16 protein-coding genes, 1 other RNA gene and 1 pseudogene are annotated in these 15,971 nt (G+C 40.7%); 15 read left to right on the top strand and 3 right to left on the bottom strand.

Features of this window, described 5'->3' with window-relative positions:
- Positions 1-3: 3 nt before the first annotated feature.
- Positions 4-1,251: a chloride channel protein gene (locus NGR58_RS03500; protein ID WP_258088269.1), complete on the top strand. Its 1,248-nt coding sequence runs from the start codon at positions 4-6 to the stop codon at positions 1,249-1,251.
- A gap of 81 nt (positions 1,252-1,332) precedes the next feature.
- On the opposite strand, the gene NGR58_RS03495 is transcribed toward NGR58_RS03500, so the two are convergent.
- The 3 genes and pseudogenes from NGR58_RS03495 to NGR58_RS03485 form a co-directional block, all read right to left on the bottom strand.
- Positions 1,333-1,515: a PspC domain-containing protein gene (locus tag NGR58_RS03495; protein ID WP_258088268.1), complete on the bottom strand. Its 183-nt coding sequence runs from the start codon at positions 1,513-1,515 to the stop codon at positions 1,333-1,335.
- Between the two features lie 114 nt (positions 1,516-1,629).
- Positions 1,630-3,000 (bottom strand): sugar porter family MFS transporter, encoded by a 1,371-nt coding sequence (locus NGR58_RS03490; RefSeq protein WP_258088267.1) that lies wholly within the window; start codon positions 2,998-3,000, stop codon positions 1,630-1,632.
- A 449-nt stretch (positions 3,001-3,449) separates the two neighbouring features.
- Positions 3,450-5,246 (bottom strand): annotated as a pseudogene (locus NGR58_RS03485) (M3 family oligoendopeptidase); the annotation flags it as partial.
- A gap of 283 nt (positions 5,247-5,529) precedes the next feature.
- On the opposite strand from NGR58_RS03485, the gene NGR58_RS03480 reads away from it, so the two are divergent.
- The 14 genes from NGR58_RS03480 to galE all read left to right on the top strand — a co-directional run bounded on the left by NGR58_RS03480 (position 5,530) and on the right by galE (position 15,712).
- Positions 5,530-6,495 (top strand): alpha/beta hydrolase, encoded by a 966-nt coding sequence (locus NGR58_RS03480; RefSeq protein ID WP_258088266.1) that lies wholly within the window; start codon positions 5,530-5,532, stop codon positions 6,493-6,495.
- A 27-nt stretch (positions 6,496-6,522) separates the two neighbouring features.
- Positions 6,523-7,140 carry a class I SAM-dependent methyltransferase gene (locus tag NGR58_RS03475; protein ID WP_258088265.1) on the top strand — a complete coding sequence of 206 codons (618 nt, stop codon included), beginning with the start codon at positions 6,523-6,525 and terminating at the stop codon, positions 7,138-7,140.
- A complete protein-coding gene (locus NGR58_RS03470) occupies positions 7,118-7,645 on the top strand; it encodes a nucleoside deaminase (protein WP_258088264.1) in 528 nt (175 codons plus the stop codon). The genes NGR58_RS03475 and NGR58_RS03470 overlap by 23 nt, the downstream gene beginning before the upstream one ends.
- Before the next feature lie 20 nt (positions 7,646-7,665).
- Positions 7,666-7,751, top strand: an RNA gene (gene ffs, locus NGR58_RS03465) — signal recognition particle sRNA small type.
- 208 nt (positions 7,752-7,959) lie between these two features.
- Positions 7,960-9,708, top strand: coding sequence for a DNA polymerase III subunit gamma/tau (gene dnaX / locus NGR58_RS03460; RefSeq protein WP_258088263.1), 1,749 nt, complete (start codon positions 7,960-7,962; stop codon positions 9,706-9,708).
- Positions 9,709-9,732: 24 nt separating this feature from the next.
- Positions 9,733-10,041 (top strand): YbaB/EbfC family nucleoid-associated protein, encoded by a 309-nt coding sequence (locus NGR58_RS03455; RefSeq protein WP_258088262.1) that lies wholly within the window; start codon positions 9,733-9,735, stop codon positions 10,039-10,041.
- Positions 10,042-10,066: 25 nt separating this feature from the next.
- Positions 10,067-10,666, top strand: a complete 600-nt coding sequence (gene recR, locus NGR58_RS03450; protein ID WP_075270336.1) for a recombination mediator RecR — start codon at positions 10,067-10,069, stop codon at positions 10,664-10,666.
- Positions 10,663-10,926, top strand: coding sequence for a YaaL family protein (locus NGR58_RS03445; protein ID WP_115471016.1), 264 nt, complete (start codon positions 10,663-10,665; stop codon positions 10,924-10,926). The genes recR and NGR58_RS03445 overlap by 4 nt, the downstream gene beginning before the upstream one ends.
- A gap of 133 nt (positions 10,927-11,059) precedes the next feature.
- The gene (gene tmk / locus NGR58_RS03440) at positions 11,060-11,704 is read left to right on the top strand and encodes a dTMP kinase (protein ID WP_258088261.1); all 645 of its coding nucleotides are present in this window, start codon (positions 11,060-11,062) and stop codon (positions 11,702-11,704) included.
- A gap of 14 nt (positions 11,705-11,718) precedes the next feature.
- Positions 11,719-12,048 carry a cyclic-di-AMP receptor gene (locus tag NGR58_RS03435; RefSeq protein WP_002828002.1) on the top strand — a complete coding sequence of 110 codons (330 nt, stop codon included), beginning with the start codon at positions 11,719-11,721 and terminating at the stop codon, positions 12,046-12,048.
- Positions 12,049-12,057: 9 nt separating this feature from the next.
- Positions 12,058-13,062: a DNA polymerase III subunit delta' gene (holB, locus tag NGR58_RS03430; RefSeq protein ID WP_258088260.1), complete on the top strand. Its 1,005-nt coding sequence runs from the start codon at positions 12,058-12,060 to the stop codon at positions 13,060-13,062.
- Positions 13,059-13,937: a 16S rRNA (cytidine(1402)-2'-O)-methyltransferase gene (rsmI, locus tag NGR58_RS03425; RefSeq protein WP_258088259.1), complete on the top strand. Its 879-nt coding sequence runs from the start codon at positions 13,059-13,061 to the stop codon at positions 13,935-13,937. Before holB ends, rsmI begins: the two co-directional genes overlap by 4 nt.
- A complete protein-coding gene (locus NGR58_RS03420) occupies positions 13,937-14,680 on the top strand; it encodes an acyl-[acyl-carrier-protein] thioesterase (protein ID WP_258088258.1) in 744 nt (247 codons plus the stop codon). Before rsmI ends, NGR58_RS03420 begins: the two co-directional genes overlap by 1 nt.
- A 39-nt stretch (positions 14,681-14,719) precedes the next feature.
- A complete protein-coding gene (galE, locus tag NGR58_RS03415; RefSeq protein WP_115471021.1) occupies positions 14,720-15,712 on the top strand; it encodes a UDP-glucose 4-epimerase GalE in 993 nt (330 codons plus the stop codon).
- The last annotated feature ends 259 nt before the right edge of the window (positions 15,713-15,971 follow it).

The following is a 15,971-nucleotide window of genomic DNA, read 5'->3' as shown; positions in this document are numbered from 1 at the left end:
TGTATGTTAGCAAGCGAAACAAAACAGCAGACGGTGACATTAGTCATTTCGACCATCGTATTGGGCTTAGTTGTAGGTCTTAGTTCATTATTACTTGGTCAATTATTAGATATCGTTGAGCGATTATTTTTACACTTTGAAGAAAATGCCGCAGTCCCAGTTGCGACAGGAACAACAGCCGTTAATCGGTTAGTGTCTGTCACACTGGGTGGTCTAATTGTGGCAATTATTTGGTACAATTTAAAGCGATATGCACAGTCAACGGTTAGCATTAAGCAAGCGTTGCAGGGCGAAAAAATGCCATTTGCAGCCACAGTAGTTCATGTGATGACGCAAATCTTTTATGTTGGAACGGGTGGTTCAATTGGTCGTGAATTAGCGCCACGAGAAGCAGGAGCCATGTTAGCTCAGCAATGGCAAATGATTATGAAACGAGTTGGTCTAGCAAAGTTATCAACAGATGATCAACGTTTATTGATTGCTGCTGCTGCTGGGGCAGGTTTTGCAGGAATTTATATTGCCCCAATCACGGGGATGTTATTTGCAGTTGAGATATTATTAAAAAAGGTAGATATGAAAAGTGTCGCCGTTAGTTTGAGTATGTCAGTCATTGCAATGTTGATTGGTTCGATTTCAAAGGGCTTTGTTCCTTATTATTTAATTGCCAAAAAAGACTTTACCCTGAATATGTTACCGTTTGTGTTGGTCGTTGGTTTATTAATGGGAGTATTAGGCGCCTACTTCCGGCGAGGATTCCAATGGGCAGGTAAGCATAGTGCGCTGAGCTCACAAATTTTGTGGCAATTACCATTAGCAGCTTTAATTACAGGTTTAGTTGCGGTGTTTATGCCCGAAATTATGGGAAATGGTCGCGGGTTAGCTGAGTTTGCATTTGTGAATACAGATTATCATTTAGCACTTTTCTTATTGATGGGTGCATTATTGAAAGCAGTTGTGACCATCATGACGATAAAAGGTGGGGCATCCGGTGGTACATTAACACCATCGATTGCTATTGGTAGTTCACTTGGTGTGTTGATTGGTTTTGTCTATGTATTGCTTGTACCCGGCGCATCACTTGTCCAAGCAGGTGTCATTGGCGCAGGAGGCTTCTTAGCAGCATCACAGCAAGCGCCACTAATGGCATTATTTATGTTATTTGAAGTTTGTCACTTAGATTATTCAGCACTGTTGCCAATGGGGCTTTCAGTTGCTCTGGCTAGTGCTTCATCAAAATGGATTTTAAAATAGTATAGATTGTTAGTAAAAAAGTGGTTGCGACGTTTGTTCTGTCGCAACCACTTTTTAAGTATTATAAATTTAATTAACTAACTAGTTTTCTCTTTCAGGTAGAACCATCCAAAGAACCAAATAAATAATCAGACCAGGTACCGGTGTAAGGGTTAATAGAACCCAAATCAAACGAAGTAAAGCAACGCTCCAACCGAAACGTTCAGCTATTCCGCCAATAACACCAGCAAACATACGATGATTTTTTGAACGATATAGGTTCATTTGTATCTCCTCCTTGTGAAACCTTTCCCTAAGTATAACGTAATATGATAGAAATAGGGTGATTTTAGTCTTACTTATATTTTTTTTACTAGATTCGATTAAGTCATGTTCATTTTAAAATTTTGCAGCAGCACGTTTAACTAGTCGTGAATTTGCGAATAACGTTGCTAAGAAGATGCAACCTAGATTTGCAAATGTGAATATGATAAAGACGCCAGCTGTTCCTTGTGCCGCAATCAGCATTGGGAAAATTAAGCTGATGACGAAGTTTGTCAACCAAGTCATGGCTGTACCAATGGCATTGAAAGTTGTTTTTAATTGCTGTGGGAACATTTCAGATAGTAGCAACCAAGTGGTTGGACTGACTAAACCTTGTTGAGTAGCCAAAAAGAATGACAATATAATTAATACTAATATATTATTCATTGATGCTGCCAGTGGTGATGTTTTCATGACCCAGCTCAATAGTCCTAAACTAAATACGTTGGCAATTAAGCCAATAGTTAATAAACGGTAGGGTGATAAACGCTCTATAACTGGTTTACCAACGAAAATGGCTAATGAAGAAACGACACCAATTAGCACGTTTCCGTACAATGAGCCACCAGATCCTAGACCAACTTTTTCAAGAATGACAGAACCGTAGTACATGACGGTATTAATACCAGACGCTTGTTGAATAAAACCAATCGTAATACCAGCACCTAGTAAATAAATGGCAGATTTTGATGAAAAAATCAGATGCCAATCATCTTTATCACCCTGTTTTACTGATTCTTTTGCCTCAATGATATTTTCATGAATATCGGTCTTTGAGAACCCAAGTTCTTTGAAAATACGATGAGCATGGTCACGCTTTTGTTGTAATAAATACCAAAATGGACTGTTTGGTATTTTTGACGACGCTATCCAGAGCAAAATTGCGGGGATGGCGGCTGCTAACATCATGATTCGCCAAATTGGATGCCAATCCGGCCAGATAGTTCCAAGAATGGCATTGACGGTAAAGGCAGTTAATTGCCCGAGAACAATACCGATGGCATTTTTGTTAACATTCTGAGCTTCTAACGTTTCTGGAGAAATTTCATTTAGATATAATGGCGATAAACTGGATGCACAACCGACAGATAAGCCAAGAATAAATCGCGAAATAATTAGCATCCATGCATTAATGGATAAAGCGCAAGCTAGGGTTGCTACCGTAAAGATGGCGGCTACCCACTGTAATAATCGTTTACGTCCGAGTTTATCGGCTAGTGTTGTATTTGCTAATGCACCAAACATACAACCAAGTACGAGAGCACTAGAAATTAATCCTTGCAGAGTTGGGGATGCCCCCAATTGATCGGGTCGATTAATGAAGGTTAATGCGCCATTAATCACCCCAGTATCGTAACCAAATAGAAAACCACCCAAAGCAATCACATATGAGGTATAACTCAAAAACGGATTATTCTTTTTCGGACCAGATTTCTCTTTATGCAAAATTAAAACACTTCCTTTCAAAAATTCATTCAATAAATAATTACATAAACCGTTGTTATGAAGTATTAAACAAGTGATGAAAGTATGACAATACTTGTCAGAAGTTAACAATTTCTATTTATTAGTGTAATAATACGAAACTTAAATGAAAATTAAAAACATGTGGTGCTGATATGAAAGTATCAATAAAAAAGGCGAAAAGATTTGGGTAAAAATACCTAAGTCTCTTCGGCTAGTTAACTATTAACAGTTTTGCAAATTTGTTATTGGAACAGCCTTACAACCGAATTCAAAGCGCTTTTCTTCACACTCTGATTAAATGTGCTCACAAAAGCTGAATTCTCAATGTAAGGCAATTTAGAATAATCCTGTTCTTCGCGTTGCTACGAACAAAATTATCCTAAACAGCCTTACAATCGAATTCAAAGCGCCTTTTCTTCACACTCTGTCTAAACAAATTGTTCTGACAGGCGCAGGAATTCGTCGATATCCTTTTTCACTAAATCCGCACCGGCTTGCCAGAAGTCTGGTTTTGTTAGGTCAACGCCGAGGTGCTTTTTAGCTAATTCTTCGGTCGTCATATTTGCTGTATCGCGTAATAGTGAGATATAAGCTTCTTCAAAATTATCTTGTGTTTGTGCCCAGGCATAAATTCCTTGGCTGAATAGGTAACCAAAGGTGTAGGGGAAGTTATAGAATGGGACATCATCAATATAGAAGTGTAACTTAGATGCCCAGAAGTGTGGGTGACGTTCATCCAAAATACCACCGAAGGCTTGTTTTTGTGCATCATCCATTAATTCGTTTAATCGTGATGCCGGAACAAACCCACCTTCACGTTCTTCGTAGAAACTCTTTTCGAACAAGAAACGCGTACGGATGTTTAAGAACATCGCAATAGGATTATCCATCTTTGCATTAAGCAATACAACCTTTTCGGCATCTGATTTGGCATTTTGCACATTAGCATCAGCGATCAACATTTCAGCAAATGTTGAGGCGGTTTCAGCAACATTCATTGCATAAGAATCGCGCCAAACAGGTAAATCAGTTAATACGGAGGTGTGGAAACCGTGACCGACTTCGTGAGCAATGGTTGCCGAATCATTAACAGAACCAGTAAAGGTCGTAATGATACGTGACTCACGAATATCAGGCACACTTTCCATCCAAGCCCCAGGTGTTTTACCTTGACGGTTTTCAGCTTCAATCCATTGGTTTTCAAACGCATGTTGTGCAAAAGCGGCCATCTTAGGAGAGTACTTACCGAAGTTTTTAATGATAAAGTCAGCGGCTTCGTCGTAAGTCATTGTAGTTGGCTCGTAGTCACCTAACTTTGTAATGGGGGCTGATTGGTCTTGCCAACCAATTTTTTCTAAGCCAAGCAATTTTGCTTTACGTTCAAAGTAAGCTTTAAACATATCTTTGTTATCATCGACAACTTGCCACATCGTCGCCAATGTTTCACGAGACATACGATTTAATTCAAGTGGCTCCTCAAGAAAATCCTTGTAACCATGTGCTTTTTGTTCTGTTAAACGAGCACCTGCCAAATGGTTGAGGGTATCGGCAGCTAAGTTTTCAGCACTGCCCCACATTTGCTCATATTGGTGCATGATTTCGGCACGGGTGTCATCGTCAGGATAATCATCAATTCTGTTCAAGGCTTGACCAGCAGACAATTCTTGTTGTTCACCATTTTCATCCGTATAAGTCATGGTCAAGCTAGCACTGATGGTGTCGTAGTGTTCTGACCAAGCCTTAAGACCATCAAGCTTCAAAGTATTCAACAATTCTTCGGTTTGATCATCTAACAAACGGTCAGCTTGTGAACGTAATTCATTCAGATAAAAAGCGACTGGAGCGACACTTTTTTCAGCTACAGCTTGTTTAAATTCTGCATCTGAGAATGTTGTTAGTAACTTGGCAAATGCATTTAAGGCAGCTTGATAGGCAACATCTAATTCAGATACTTTTGTTTGGTAGGGACGATAAGCAGTGTTTGTATAGTCGGCTGCTGATAAGGCGTTAACAAACAAAGCCGCTGTGCGTAGGCCAGAAAAGATAACTTGGTTGTCATCAACTAGCTTCGAAAAACCTGAAAAATCATTATCTTCTTTGATCTCATAAGCAGCAACATTATTTTTTAAATCAGTAATTTGATGTGCTAGTAGTAATATTTTATCTGCAAATTCAGGTGATTCGATACCACCAGGGTAGATAGGATCTAAATCCCAGTTTAATGACTATGTCATTTTATCTCTCCGTTAATCTCATATTATTTTAATTATTTTAGCATAAATAGGGGAAGGCGTATATGAAAGATAAAGAGTTGCTGATTGTGTTGGTACGGGGTTATATTTTGACTTTGCATAATGAAAGTTTTCTAAATAACGTCGCAACACAAGTGATAAAACTCCGTGGAAAATAATTATAAATTGTAAATTTTATAGTGATGCAGAAAGCAGCTAAATCCTTGTGATATAATACTCTGAGTGAGTTTAGTAGGTATAAGATAAGGATTTAAAAATGATAAAACAACATAAAAAATGGTCTCGCAAAAGAAAAATATGGACAGTCGCAACAACATTAGTAGTGATTGTTGGTGCAGCTGTCCTGGGCGCTGGTGGCTATTTCTTTCATGTGGCTGAAGTCAGAGCAGAAAAGGATTTTGTTGGTAGTGGTTTGGTTAGCAAGAAGAATCCGTTGTATCCGCAACAACAGAAATGGTTAGCTGCTGATACAAAAACATGGCATTTAAAAGCTAAAGATGGCACAAAATTAGTTGGCTCATACTTACCAGCGACACAAGCAACGAACAAAACCGTGATTGTGATTCATGGATTTGGTGTCGATCATAAAGCCATGGCACCATATGGTGAGATGTTCCATCGCATGGGTTATAATGTGTTGATGCCTGATAACCGTGCGGCTGGTAAGTCTGAAGGTAAGTATATTGGTTATGGGTATCTCGATGCGAAAGATTACAAAGGTTGGATCAAACAAGTAATCGCCAAGAACGGTAAACAAAGTCAAATTACTGTGATGGGTGCATCAATGGGTGGCGCAACGACCATGATGTTGTCTGGTATGAACCCACCAAAACAGGTTCAGGCTTATGTTGAGGACTCTGGGTACACATCTGTGACCGATGAGTTACATTATGAAGCTGGAAACATGTATGGACTGCCAGATTGGCTAGCAAATATCCTTATCCCGGTTGTTTCAGGATATTCAAAAGTATTAGCTGGTTATAGTTATGGTGAAGCCGATGCCGAAAAATTATTGGCACAAAACAAGCGGCCAATGCTTTTTATTCATGGTGATAATGATAAGTTTGTACCAACGAAGTTTATGAAACCTGTTTATGAGGCAAGTAATGGGCCAAAAGAAAAATATTTGGTACCAGGCGCTGCGCATGTGGAATCGTATCGCACCGATCCAGCAAAGTATGAGGCAACTGTGCAGAAGTTTTTGAATAAGCACTTTAAATAGAGAAAAATTAAATAAGAAAGGAATATTATGGCTGAACACTATTACACAGCAAATCCAACAACAGCACATGATGAACATACTTGGACATTTACGTTGTTTGACGAGCCGCTAACATTTACGACTGATGCAGGTGTTTTTTCAAAAGGAACAGTCGACTATGGGACACGGATAATGTTGACAGCATTTAATCAAAATATTCCAGCAGGAAAAATTTTGGATCTGGGTGCCGGCTATGGACCGGTGGCAGTTAGTTTGGCTAAGCGCATGCCCAATCGTGAATTTGTAGCTGCTGAAATTAATGAGCGTGCCGTGGAGTTAGTGGCACGTAATGCTGAACAGAATCAGGTGGGCCAACAAATTACCGCTCTGCAATCTGATCGCTATGAACATGTCTCAGGAAAATTTGCTGCGATTTTGACTAATCCACCAGTTCGAGCTGGTAAGCAAATTGTAACGGACATGATTAGTGGTGCAGTGGACCACTTGGTTACTGGCGGTACATTGACGGTTGTCTTACAAAAGAAACAGGGCGCACCATCTGCCAAAAAGCTAATGGCTGAATTGTTTGGGAATGTGAAAACAATCGCCAAAGATAAAGGATATTATATTTTGGAGAGTAGCTATGTCGGCACCGTTAACAACTGATCAAGTTAACTATTTTATGGGTCTTGCATTAGCTGAGGCACGTAAGGCCGCTGTTATTGGCGAAGTCCCGATTGGTGCAATCGTTGTCCAAAATGGGCAAGTCGTTAGTCGTGCCTTTAATTTGCGCGAGCATATGCAGGATGGTAGTCAACATGCTGAGTACCAAGCAGTCATAGAAGCTAACCGGCAGCTACACTCATGGCGATTACCGGAGGCACAATTATTTGTGACATTAGAACCTTGTATTATGTGCGCAGGCCTGATTCAGCAAACTAGAATTACAGATGTATATTATGGCGCAGCTGATCCTAAAGCTGGTGGTGTCACATCAATGTATGAATTGTTGAGTGACACGCGCCTAAACCATCAAGTAAGTGTTCATGCGGGCGTACGTGCCGATGAAGCGAGTGCCTTACTAAAACAATTCTTTAAGGCCGTTAGAAAGCGTAAAAAGGCTGAGAAGCGGGCACGGCGTTTAGCTGCAGAAAATACTGGTCAAAAATGAAATCTCTTGCTATAATATAGTTCGTGGGGCAAATACGCACTTCGAATTGTGTCAGGGTCGGAAGGCAGCAGCACTAAGGGGACCGTGTATTGTGCTTCACTTCTTAAGCAATTTAGTAGAGACTGGAACATAAGAAATGTTCTGGTCTCTTTTTGTCTGGAATTTTTTTATTTATTTTCCAAAAATGTTTAGCCTAAACGCTGGTCAAAAGTCTGAAAGTCAGCTGTTATCACAAGGCTTTTTCTGATATTATTATTAATGATAGTTACAAATAGGTCAGTGAAAAATAGCTGATGAGAAAGGGGTCACAAGTCATGGCATATCAGGCGTTATATCGGACATGGCGTCCACAAAAATTTAGCGATATGATTGGTCAAGAAATCGTGACCAAGACTTTAAAAAATGCCATTATTACTGGGCAAATAACCCATGCTTATTTGTTCAATGGCCCTAGGGGAACGGGTAAAACCTCAGCGGCCAAGATTTTTGCGAAGGCGATTAATTGTTTACATCCCGTGGATGGTGAACCAGACGGTACTTGTGAGATTTGCCAGGCGGCTGATAATGGTACACTTGGCGACATTGTTGAACTGGATGCGGCATCAAATAATGGGGTCGATGAGATTCGTGAAATTCGTGAAGATGTGACTTATGCACCAACGCAGGCAAAATATAAAGTATATATCATCGATGAGGTGCATATGCTCTCAACAGGTGCTTTTAATGCCTTACTAAAAACGCTGGAAGAGCCACCTGCTAACGTTATTTTTATTTTGGCAACAACTGAGCCACAGAAAATTCCGGCAACTATTATTTCACGTACGCAACGTTTTGATTTTAAGCGAATCAATGCGCAATCAGCATATGAACGGATGATTTATATCTTAGATCAACGTGGCAATACGTATGATGAAGCTGCGCTAAAAGTGATTGCCAATGCGGCTGACGGGGGAATGCGTGATGCATTAAGTATTTTAGATCAGGCACTATCGTTTGGTGACGGTCATGTCACGTTGGAAAACGCATTGTTAGTTACCGGATCAGTTACCCAGACATTACTTGGTAAATACGTTGAAGCAGTCGTTAACCAAAATACTAAGCAAGGGTTAGCAAAATTGTCTGAAGTTTTGGATGAAGGTAAAGATGCTAACCGTTTTGTGGAAGATTTGATTAGTTACGCGCGCGATTTATTGCTGTATACTGAAGCGCCTGAGTTGGTAACGTTGGTACCGGATGAGACGTTTACGCAGTTAGCAAAAACGCAATCGGCAAATATTTGGTACAACATGATTGATACACTAAATAATACACAGCAACAATTACGATTTACGAACCGACCTGCTATTTATCTTGAAGTGTTGACTGTTAAGCTGAGTCAACCGGTTGGTCAAGGCCAAGTTGTTTCATCAGTTTCGTCAGCAGTTGATCCAGTTGCTACGGCTGTGCAAACAGATCGTCAGTCATCGGAGCAACAGCCAACTCCTAGTCCAGCATCTGAACCAGCACAGTCAGTGTCTCACGAAGAGAAACGGTCTCAGCCAGTGTCAGAACCAAAGCCAGTGACTAGCGAAAACTCGCGGGTTGCACCACACGTTAGTGAAGATCAAGCAGCAGTGTTTGGTGTATTGTCTGAAGCCACTCGTGGTGATTTGGATCGGGTAACAGCAATTTGGGGTGACATGATTAATATGCTGCCAGTGCCTGAGCAGGCGATGCTGAATGTTGCGCGCCCAATTGCGGCATCTAGTAATGGTCTAGTCGTTGCCTTTGATTTTGATGTTATTCGGGCCAATGCGATGCGCAAACCTGATTTATTGCAGACAATGGTCACGCAAATTCGTGAATTAACGCAAGCGCAGCATGAGCGCCAGCTGGTCTTTATTACGACGGAAAGTTGGCCGGTATTGCGTTCAAAGTTTGTTGCCCAGTTACCAAAGCACAAACAACAAGCACCAGCAGTTAATCCTGATATTGAAGAAAAAGCAGATACAACAGAAGATAATTTAGTAACAGAAGCAAAAACAATTTTTGATGAGTCAATCGTCGAAGAAATTGATGATTAAATATAAGAAATGAGGAAATGATAAATGTTCGGTGGACAAAATATGCAACAAATGATGAAGCAAGCTAAGAAGATGCAAAAGCAAATGGAAGATGAGCAAGCTGCTATTGCTAAGACTGATTATATCGGTCATGCACCATCAGATGTCGTTTTAGCCACATTCAATGGTGATCGTGAACTAAAGGACCTACAAATCAATGAAGATATTGTTGATCCAGAAGATGTAGATAGCTTATCAGATATGGTTATTGTTGCCGTAAATGATGCATTGAAGCAAATTGATCAAGATTCACAAAAGCGTTTGGGACAATTTGCGCCAAAGGGTATGTTCTAAAAGGCTGTAGAAAGAAGGCAGATGTATGCAGTATCCAGAGCCGATTGCAAAATTAATTGATAGTTATACAAAATTACCAGGTATTGGCATAAAAACTGCAACACGGCTAGCGTTTTATACAATCGATATGCCAGAAGAAGACGTCACTAGTTTTGCGCAATCGTTGATTTCTGCAAAACGTGATCTTCAATTCTGCTCAGTATGTGGTAACTTAACCGAAACGGATCCCTGTGTGATTTGTTCGGATGACAGTCGTGATCAGAGCCAAGTACTAGTGGTTGCCGAAGTGAAAGATTTGATGGCGATTGAAAATACAGGCGAATATCGTGGCTTGTACCATGTCTTACATGGCGTATTATCACCGCTTGAGGGTAAGGGACCGGATGACATCAACATTGAGACGCTGGTTAACCGTTTGCAAAAAGACGAAACGATTCAAGAAGTGATTGTTGCAACCAATGCCAATGCTGAGGGAGAAGCAACCGCCATGTATCTGTCACGGTTACTAAAACCAGCAGGCATCAAGGTGTCGCGATTAGCAACGGGACTATCAGTTGGTAGTGATATTGATTATGCTGATCAAATTACGTTGATTAAGGCAGTTGAAGGGAGGACACAGCTGTGATATTTAAGTTACATAGTAAGCGTCCAAAATTTGACCAACAAGCGTATGATAAACGTTTGTCAGACGCTATCGAACATGCGAAATACGAGTATGAAAAAGCACGTAATTCTGAGACAGCCATGTTTGAAAGTGATATTGCCCCACGGATGATTAAGGCAGAGACGGCCAAAGCCAAGCAAAAATATTTCTTTTTACTACGTGCTGCCCGACAAAGGGGTATGAAGGGCCATTGGTCAACTGCATTTGTTCATCCCGAGTAATGTAAAAGATAGCAAAAGGTATATAAAATTACCATTTTTTGGGTAATTTACTAAATAAGGGGTCGAAACTATTTTGTATCGGCTTCTTTTTGGTATAATAAAAAATATAGAATAATTAGAAAGCGGTGAATACATGTCAGGGACATTTATCACATTTGAGGGTCCTGATGGCGCGGGGAAAACATCGGTGCTACGAGCAATCGTGCAAAGGTTGACGCCGTTACTAGGTGACAAATTAGTTTTAACAAGAGAACCAGGCGGCAAAGATAGTCAAGTTGCTGAAGCGATTCGTGACCTGGTTTTAGATCCTAATTTACCCAGTATGGATGCTTGGACAGAAGCTTTACTCTATGCAGCCTCACGTCGACAACATTTAGTGGATACAGTCTTACCAGCATTAGCAGCGGATAAGGTTGTTGTAAGTGATCGTTACGTCGATAGTTCCATTGCCTATCAAGGTGGTGGTCGTGATTTGGGGATTGAGTCAGTGACAACGATTAATCAATTTGCTACCAAAGGCGTCATGCCAACAGCAACTGTTTACTTAGATATTCGTCCTGAAGTTGGGTTACAACGAATTCAGGAAAACCGTCAAGATGAGATTAATCGTTTAGATGTTGAAGCACTTTCATTTCATCAACGGGTAACTGATGCTTATCATCAGTTGGCTGCGCAATATCCAGAACGGTTTCTAATTATTAATGCCGAGCAAGACTTGGCTGATGTTATAACAGATACATGGACAGCATTAATGCCAATACTTGGTATGCACGACTAGGAGGTTTCCACATTATGAAGATGATTATCGCAATTGTACAAGACAAGGATGCTAATAAATTAGGTGGCAAGTTTGTGAAGGCGAATGTTCGCGCAACACGACTAGCAACATCTGGTGGGTTCCTTCGCTCTGGAAACACGACTTTTATGATCGGTATTGAAGATGATCGTGTACAAGAGGTGTTGGACTTGATCCATGATACATCACATACACGTAAGCAATTTATGACACCAGCAGTTAGTCTTGATGTGTCAATGGAATCAACAGCTGCCACACCGATGGAAGTTCAGGTTGGTGGTGCGACGGTATTTGTTCAAGATGTTGAACAATTCCACCGCTTCTAAGAGGTGCTCATGAACGCCAAAGAATTAATTACGCGTGTTATGGCGTTACAGCCCCAATTGATTGCGCAACTACAAAAGGCGTTAGCAAGTCAACAGCTTGCTCACGCTTTTTTATTTACTGGACCAGCTGGTCGGGGACAAGAATTAGTTGCGGATTGGCTAGCTATGCGCTTGATGTGTCAGCATGTCACGCCTGATGGACAACCTGATGGTACATGTGATCAATGTCAGCGGATTATGCAACATGAACACCCCGATGTCATTGAGGTACAGCCCGATGGTAAAAGTATTAAGGTCGATCAAGTGCGCTTTTTGAAGGATGAATTTACGAAAACTGCTGTAGAAGGTCAACAAAAAATTTTCATTGTTGGGGGCGCTGATACGATGACGACTAGTGCTGCCAATGGATTATTGAAGTTCATTGAGGAGCCAGCCCAAGGGCAAACGGCTATTTTGATTGCTGAAAATCGGTCGCAAATCTTACCGACAATTATTTCACGAACACAAGTAATTAATTTTTCAGCAGTGAGCGATGAACAGTTTAAAGAAGAATTGTTGGCGATGGGTTATACGGCAAAACAGGTCCCCTTGGTACAAGCATTAACGGATAGTACAGTTGTTGCTGAAGAATGGTTAACTGACGATTGGTTTGAACAGGCTACACAGGCAACGATTGATTTGGTATCAACGATATTAAAAAATTCCGATCAAGCTTTTACTTTAGTACAAACGGTTTATGTGCCATTGGCATTGGATACAGCACACAGTAAAACCTTATTGATGATGTTGGCACAAGCTTGGCGCGATATTCTATTGTTAAAAGCAGGGGTACAGGATAGCCGTTTTACAGATACGTGGGCAAATACTGCCCAGCACTTTAAAACAGAAACGTTATTGGCTGTCATTAGCATCGTATTAGCAGCTCCACAGCGCTTAGAAAAAAACATTAATTTTCAAACAACATTAGAAGCAACGATACTGGAAAGTCAATTTAAGTTAGCAGGTTTATCATGAAACAACAAAAGAGTTTTGGCAAACAGACGGTCGGTACTTTATATCTAGTACCAACACCCATTGGAAATCTTGGAGATATGACCAACCGTTCAATTCAAGTTATGCAAGCGGTGGATGTGATTGCTGCTGAAGATACGCGGCATACACAACAATTGCTGAATCAGTTTGAAATTACAACGAAGCAAATCTCTTTTCACGAACACAATAAGGAAACACGTATTCCGGAATTAGTCGCGCGTCTTCAAGCAGGAGAGAGTATCGCGCAGGTGTCAGATGCGGGGATGCCGTCAATATCAGATCCGGGACATGAATTGGTGAAAGCCGCCATTTTAGCTGATGTACCAGTCGTGCCTATTCCTGGTGCTAGTGCGGGAATCACAGCATTGATTGCGTCTGGTTTGGCACCACAGCCATTCATGTTCTATGGCTTTTTACCACGGAAACCAAAAGAACAATTACGTGAACTTGAAACGCTCAAAGCCCATCAGGAAACAATGATTTTTTATGAGGCTCCTCACCGTCTAGGTAAGACATTACAGTCTATTGAAAAAGCATTTGGTGCTGAGCGTCAAGTTGTATTAGCACGCGAACTTACGAAACGTTATGAAGAGTTTTTGCGCGGAACGGTCGCAGAATTGGTTGCTTGGACAACCAGCAATGAGGTCCGTGGTGAATTCGTGGTTCTTGTTGCTGGGAATGATGACGTAACCGAAAATTCAGACGAAGATCCATTAGCTGAACTGTCAGCGGTTGATGCGGTTAAAGAATTAGTAGCAGGTGGTTTGAAACCAACTGCGGCGATTAAAAAAATTGCGAAACAACGGTCGCTTGATCGCCAGGCACTTTATTTAAAATATCAAGGAGAGAATAAATAATGGCTGTAGAATTCCGTATGCCACATGATGTGGTTTACTATGAAGCAGATGTCACCGGTAAATTGAGTTTACCAATGATTTATAATTTGGCAATTTTAAGTTCAACGCAACAAGCGATTGATTTGGAAATTGGGCCGGAATATACCCATGCCAAGGGACTGGGATGGATCGTATTACAACAACTAGTCACAATTAATCGGCGGCCAAAAGACGGTGAAACCATTACGCTAATGACTAAAGCCAAGCAATTTAATCCTTTCTTTGCTAAACGTGAGTATCGATTAATTGATGCCGACGGTAATGATCTTGTGATTATGAACGGTTTATTTTCAATGATTGATATGAATAAACGAAAGTTAGCCCGTATTCCCAAAGATATGGCAGAAGCTTATCAGCCAGAACATGTTCGTAAAATCCCGCGTGATCCTGAAGTAACACCATTTGATGAAACGCGTGATGCTGATTATGTGCAAGAATATGTGGTCCGGTACTTAGACATTGATTCTAATCATCATGTGAATAATTCTAAATATGCTGAATGGATGAGCGATGTCCTACCGGTCGAATTTTTGACAAGTCATGAGCCAACATCTATGAACATTAAGTATGAGCACGAAGTTTTGCCTGGTAATAAAATTAAATCAGAAGTGCAACTTGTTGATAATGTCACAAAACACCGTATTTGGTTTGGGGATGTGCTTTCAGCTGAAGCCACAATCGAGTGGACGGCAACAAATAATTAGGCTAAACTAAAAGTAATTAAGACAATAAGGAGAGTTGATATGTCTGTATTAGTATTAGGGGGAGCTGGCTACATTGGTTCTCATATGGTAGCTACGTTACTAGCTGACCATCGTGACGTTGTTGTTGTTGACAATTTGTTGACGGGACATCGTGCTTCAGTACCTGAGGGGGTGCCATTTTACGAAGTTGATATTCGTGATAAGGCAGCATTGACTGAAGTGTTTGAAAAGGAAAATATTGATCAAGTTGTTCACTTTGCAGCTTCTTCAATCGTACCGGAATCTGTTGAAAAGCCATTAAAGTACTTCGATAACAACGTTTACGGTATGATTAACTTGTTGGAAGTGATGTTGGACTTTGATGTGAAGCAAATTGTCTTCTCATCAACAGCTGCAACATATGGTGTGGCTAAGGAAAATCCTATTAAGGAAACAACGCCACAAAATCCAATCAATCCTTATGGTGAATCAAAGTTACAAATGGAGCACATTATGAAGTGGGCTGATCAAGCTTATGGATTAAAGTGGGTTGCTTTGCGTTACTTTAACGTCGCAGGAGCTAAGGCTGATGGCTCAATTGGTGAAGACCACCCAACTGAGACGCATTTGGTACCAATTATTTTGCAAACAGCTTTGGGTCAACGTGAGAAGATCATGATGTTTGGTGATGATTATAATACGCCAGATGGTTTTAACGTCCGTGATTATGTACATGTGATGGACTTGGCCGATGCACATGTGTTGGCTTTGGATTATCTAGCTAAGGGTAATGAGTCAAATCAGTTTAACTTGGGATCAGCTAATGGTTTCTCAGTTAAGCAAATGGTAGAAGCTGCGCGTGAAGCAACTGGTCAACCAATTCCTGCTGAAGTTGCTCCTCGTCGCGCTGGTGACCCTGATTCATTGGTTGCTTCATCAGACAAGGCACGCGAAGTCCTTGGCTGGGAACCTAATTATGATGATGTGAAAGAAATTATTAGTACCGCTTGGAACTGGCATCAAACCCATCCAAATGGTTATGGTGATCGGTAAGCAGTAAACAATAGATCAATGTATGAAGTATCTTGAATAATCGTTCAAGTACGGAGACATTGGTCTTTTTTATTTAAGAAAGGTCATGGATATTGTCCTGGTTTGTTTGGCTATTATCTTAGGAATTTGGTTATTTGTACGACAGTGGCGACGCAAGTGATATAGATTGGCTCACGGCCGGTTTCAAAACGCCTTTTGTCACACTCTTCTTAAACGTGCTCACAAAAGCTGAATTCTCAATGTAAGTCAATTTAGAATA

The organism is Weissella fangxianensis, from assembly GCF_024718545.1.
GTDB classification, from domain to species: Bacteria; Bacillota; Bacilli; order Lactobacillales; family Lactobacillaceae; genus Weissella; species Weissella fangxianensis.
The sequence above is the reverse complement of the archived record's forward strand: the minus strand, read 5'-3'. Positions and strand labels throughout refer to the sequence as shown.

What these genes read in the sequence shown, in the direction of transcription:
- NGR58_RS03500 (WP_258088269.1), top strand. Translation starts at nt 4, where the DNA reads ATGTTAGCAAGCGAAACAAAACAGCAGACGGTGACATTAGTCATTTCG.
- NGR58_RS03455 (WP_258088262.1), top strand. Translation starts at nt 9,733, where the DNA reads ATGTTCGGTGGACAAAATATGCAACAAATGATGAAGCAAGCTAAGAAG.
- NGR58_RS03470 (WP_258088264.1), top strand. Translation starts at nt 7,118, where the DNA reads ATGTCGGCACCGTTAACAACTGATCAAGTTAACTATTTTATGGGTCTT.
- recR (WP_075270336.1), top strand. Translation starts at nt 10,067, where the DNA reads ATGCAGTATCCAGAGCCGATTGCAAAATTAATTGATAGTTATACAAAA.
- tmk (WP_258088261.1), top strand. Translation starts at nt 11,060, where the DNA reads ATGTCAGGGACATTTATCACATTTGAGGGTCCTGATGGCGCGGGGAAA.
- dnaX (WP_258088263.1), top strand. Translation starts at nt 7,960, where the DNA reads ATGGCATATCAGGCGTTATATCGGACATGGCGTCCACAAAAATTTAGC.
- galE (WP_115471021.1), top strand. Translation starts at nt 14,720, where the DNA reads ATGTCTGTATTAGTATTAGGGGGAGCTGGCTACATTGGTTCTCATATG.
- rsmI (WP_258088259.1), top strand. Translation starts at nt 13,059, where the DNA reads ATGAAACAACAAAAGAGTTTTGGCAAACAGACGGTCGGTACTTTATAT.
- holB (WP_258088260.1), top strand. Translation starts at nt 12,058, where the DNA reads ATGAACGCCAAAGAATTAATTACGCGTGTTATGGCGTTACAGCCCCAA.
- NGR58_RS03420 (WP_258088258.1), top strand. Translation starts at nt 13,937, where the DNA reads ATGGCTGTAGAATTCCGTATGCCACATGATGTGGTTTACTATGAAGCA.
- NGR58_RS03495 (WP_258088268.1), bottom strand. Translation starts at nt 1,515, where the DNA reads ATGAACCTATATCGTTCAAAAAATCATCGTATGTTTGCTGGTGTTATT.
- NGR58_RS03480 (WP_258088266.1), top strand. Translation starts at nt 5,530, where the DNA reads ATGATAAAACAACATAAAAAATGGTCTCGCAAAAGAAAAATATGGACA.
- NGR58_RS03475 (WP_258088265.1), top strand. Translation starts at nt 6,523, where the DNA reads ATGGCTGAACACTATTACACAGCAAATCCAACAACAGCACATGATGAA.
- NGR58_RS03435 (WP_002828002.1), top strand. Translation starts at nt 11,719, where the DNA reads ATGAAGATGATTATCGCAATTGTACAAGACAAGGATGCTAATAAATTA.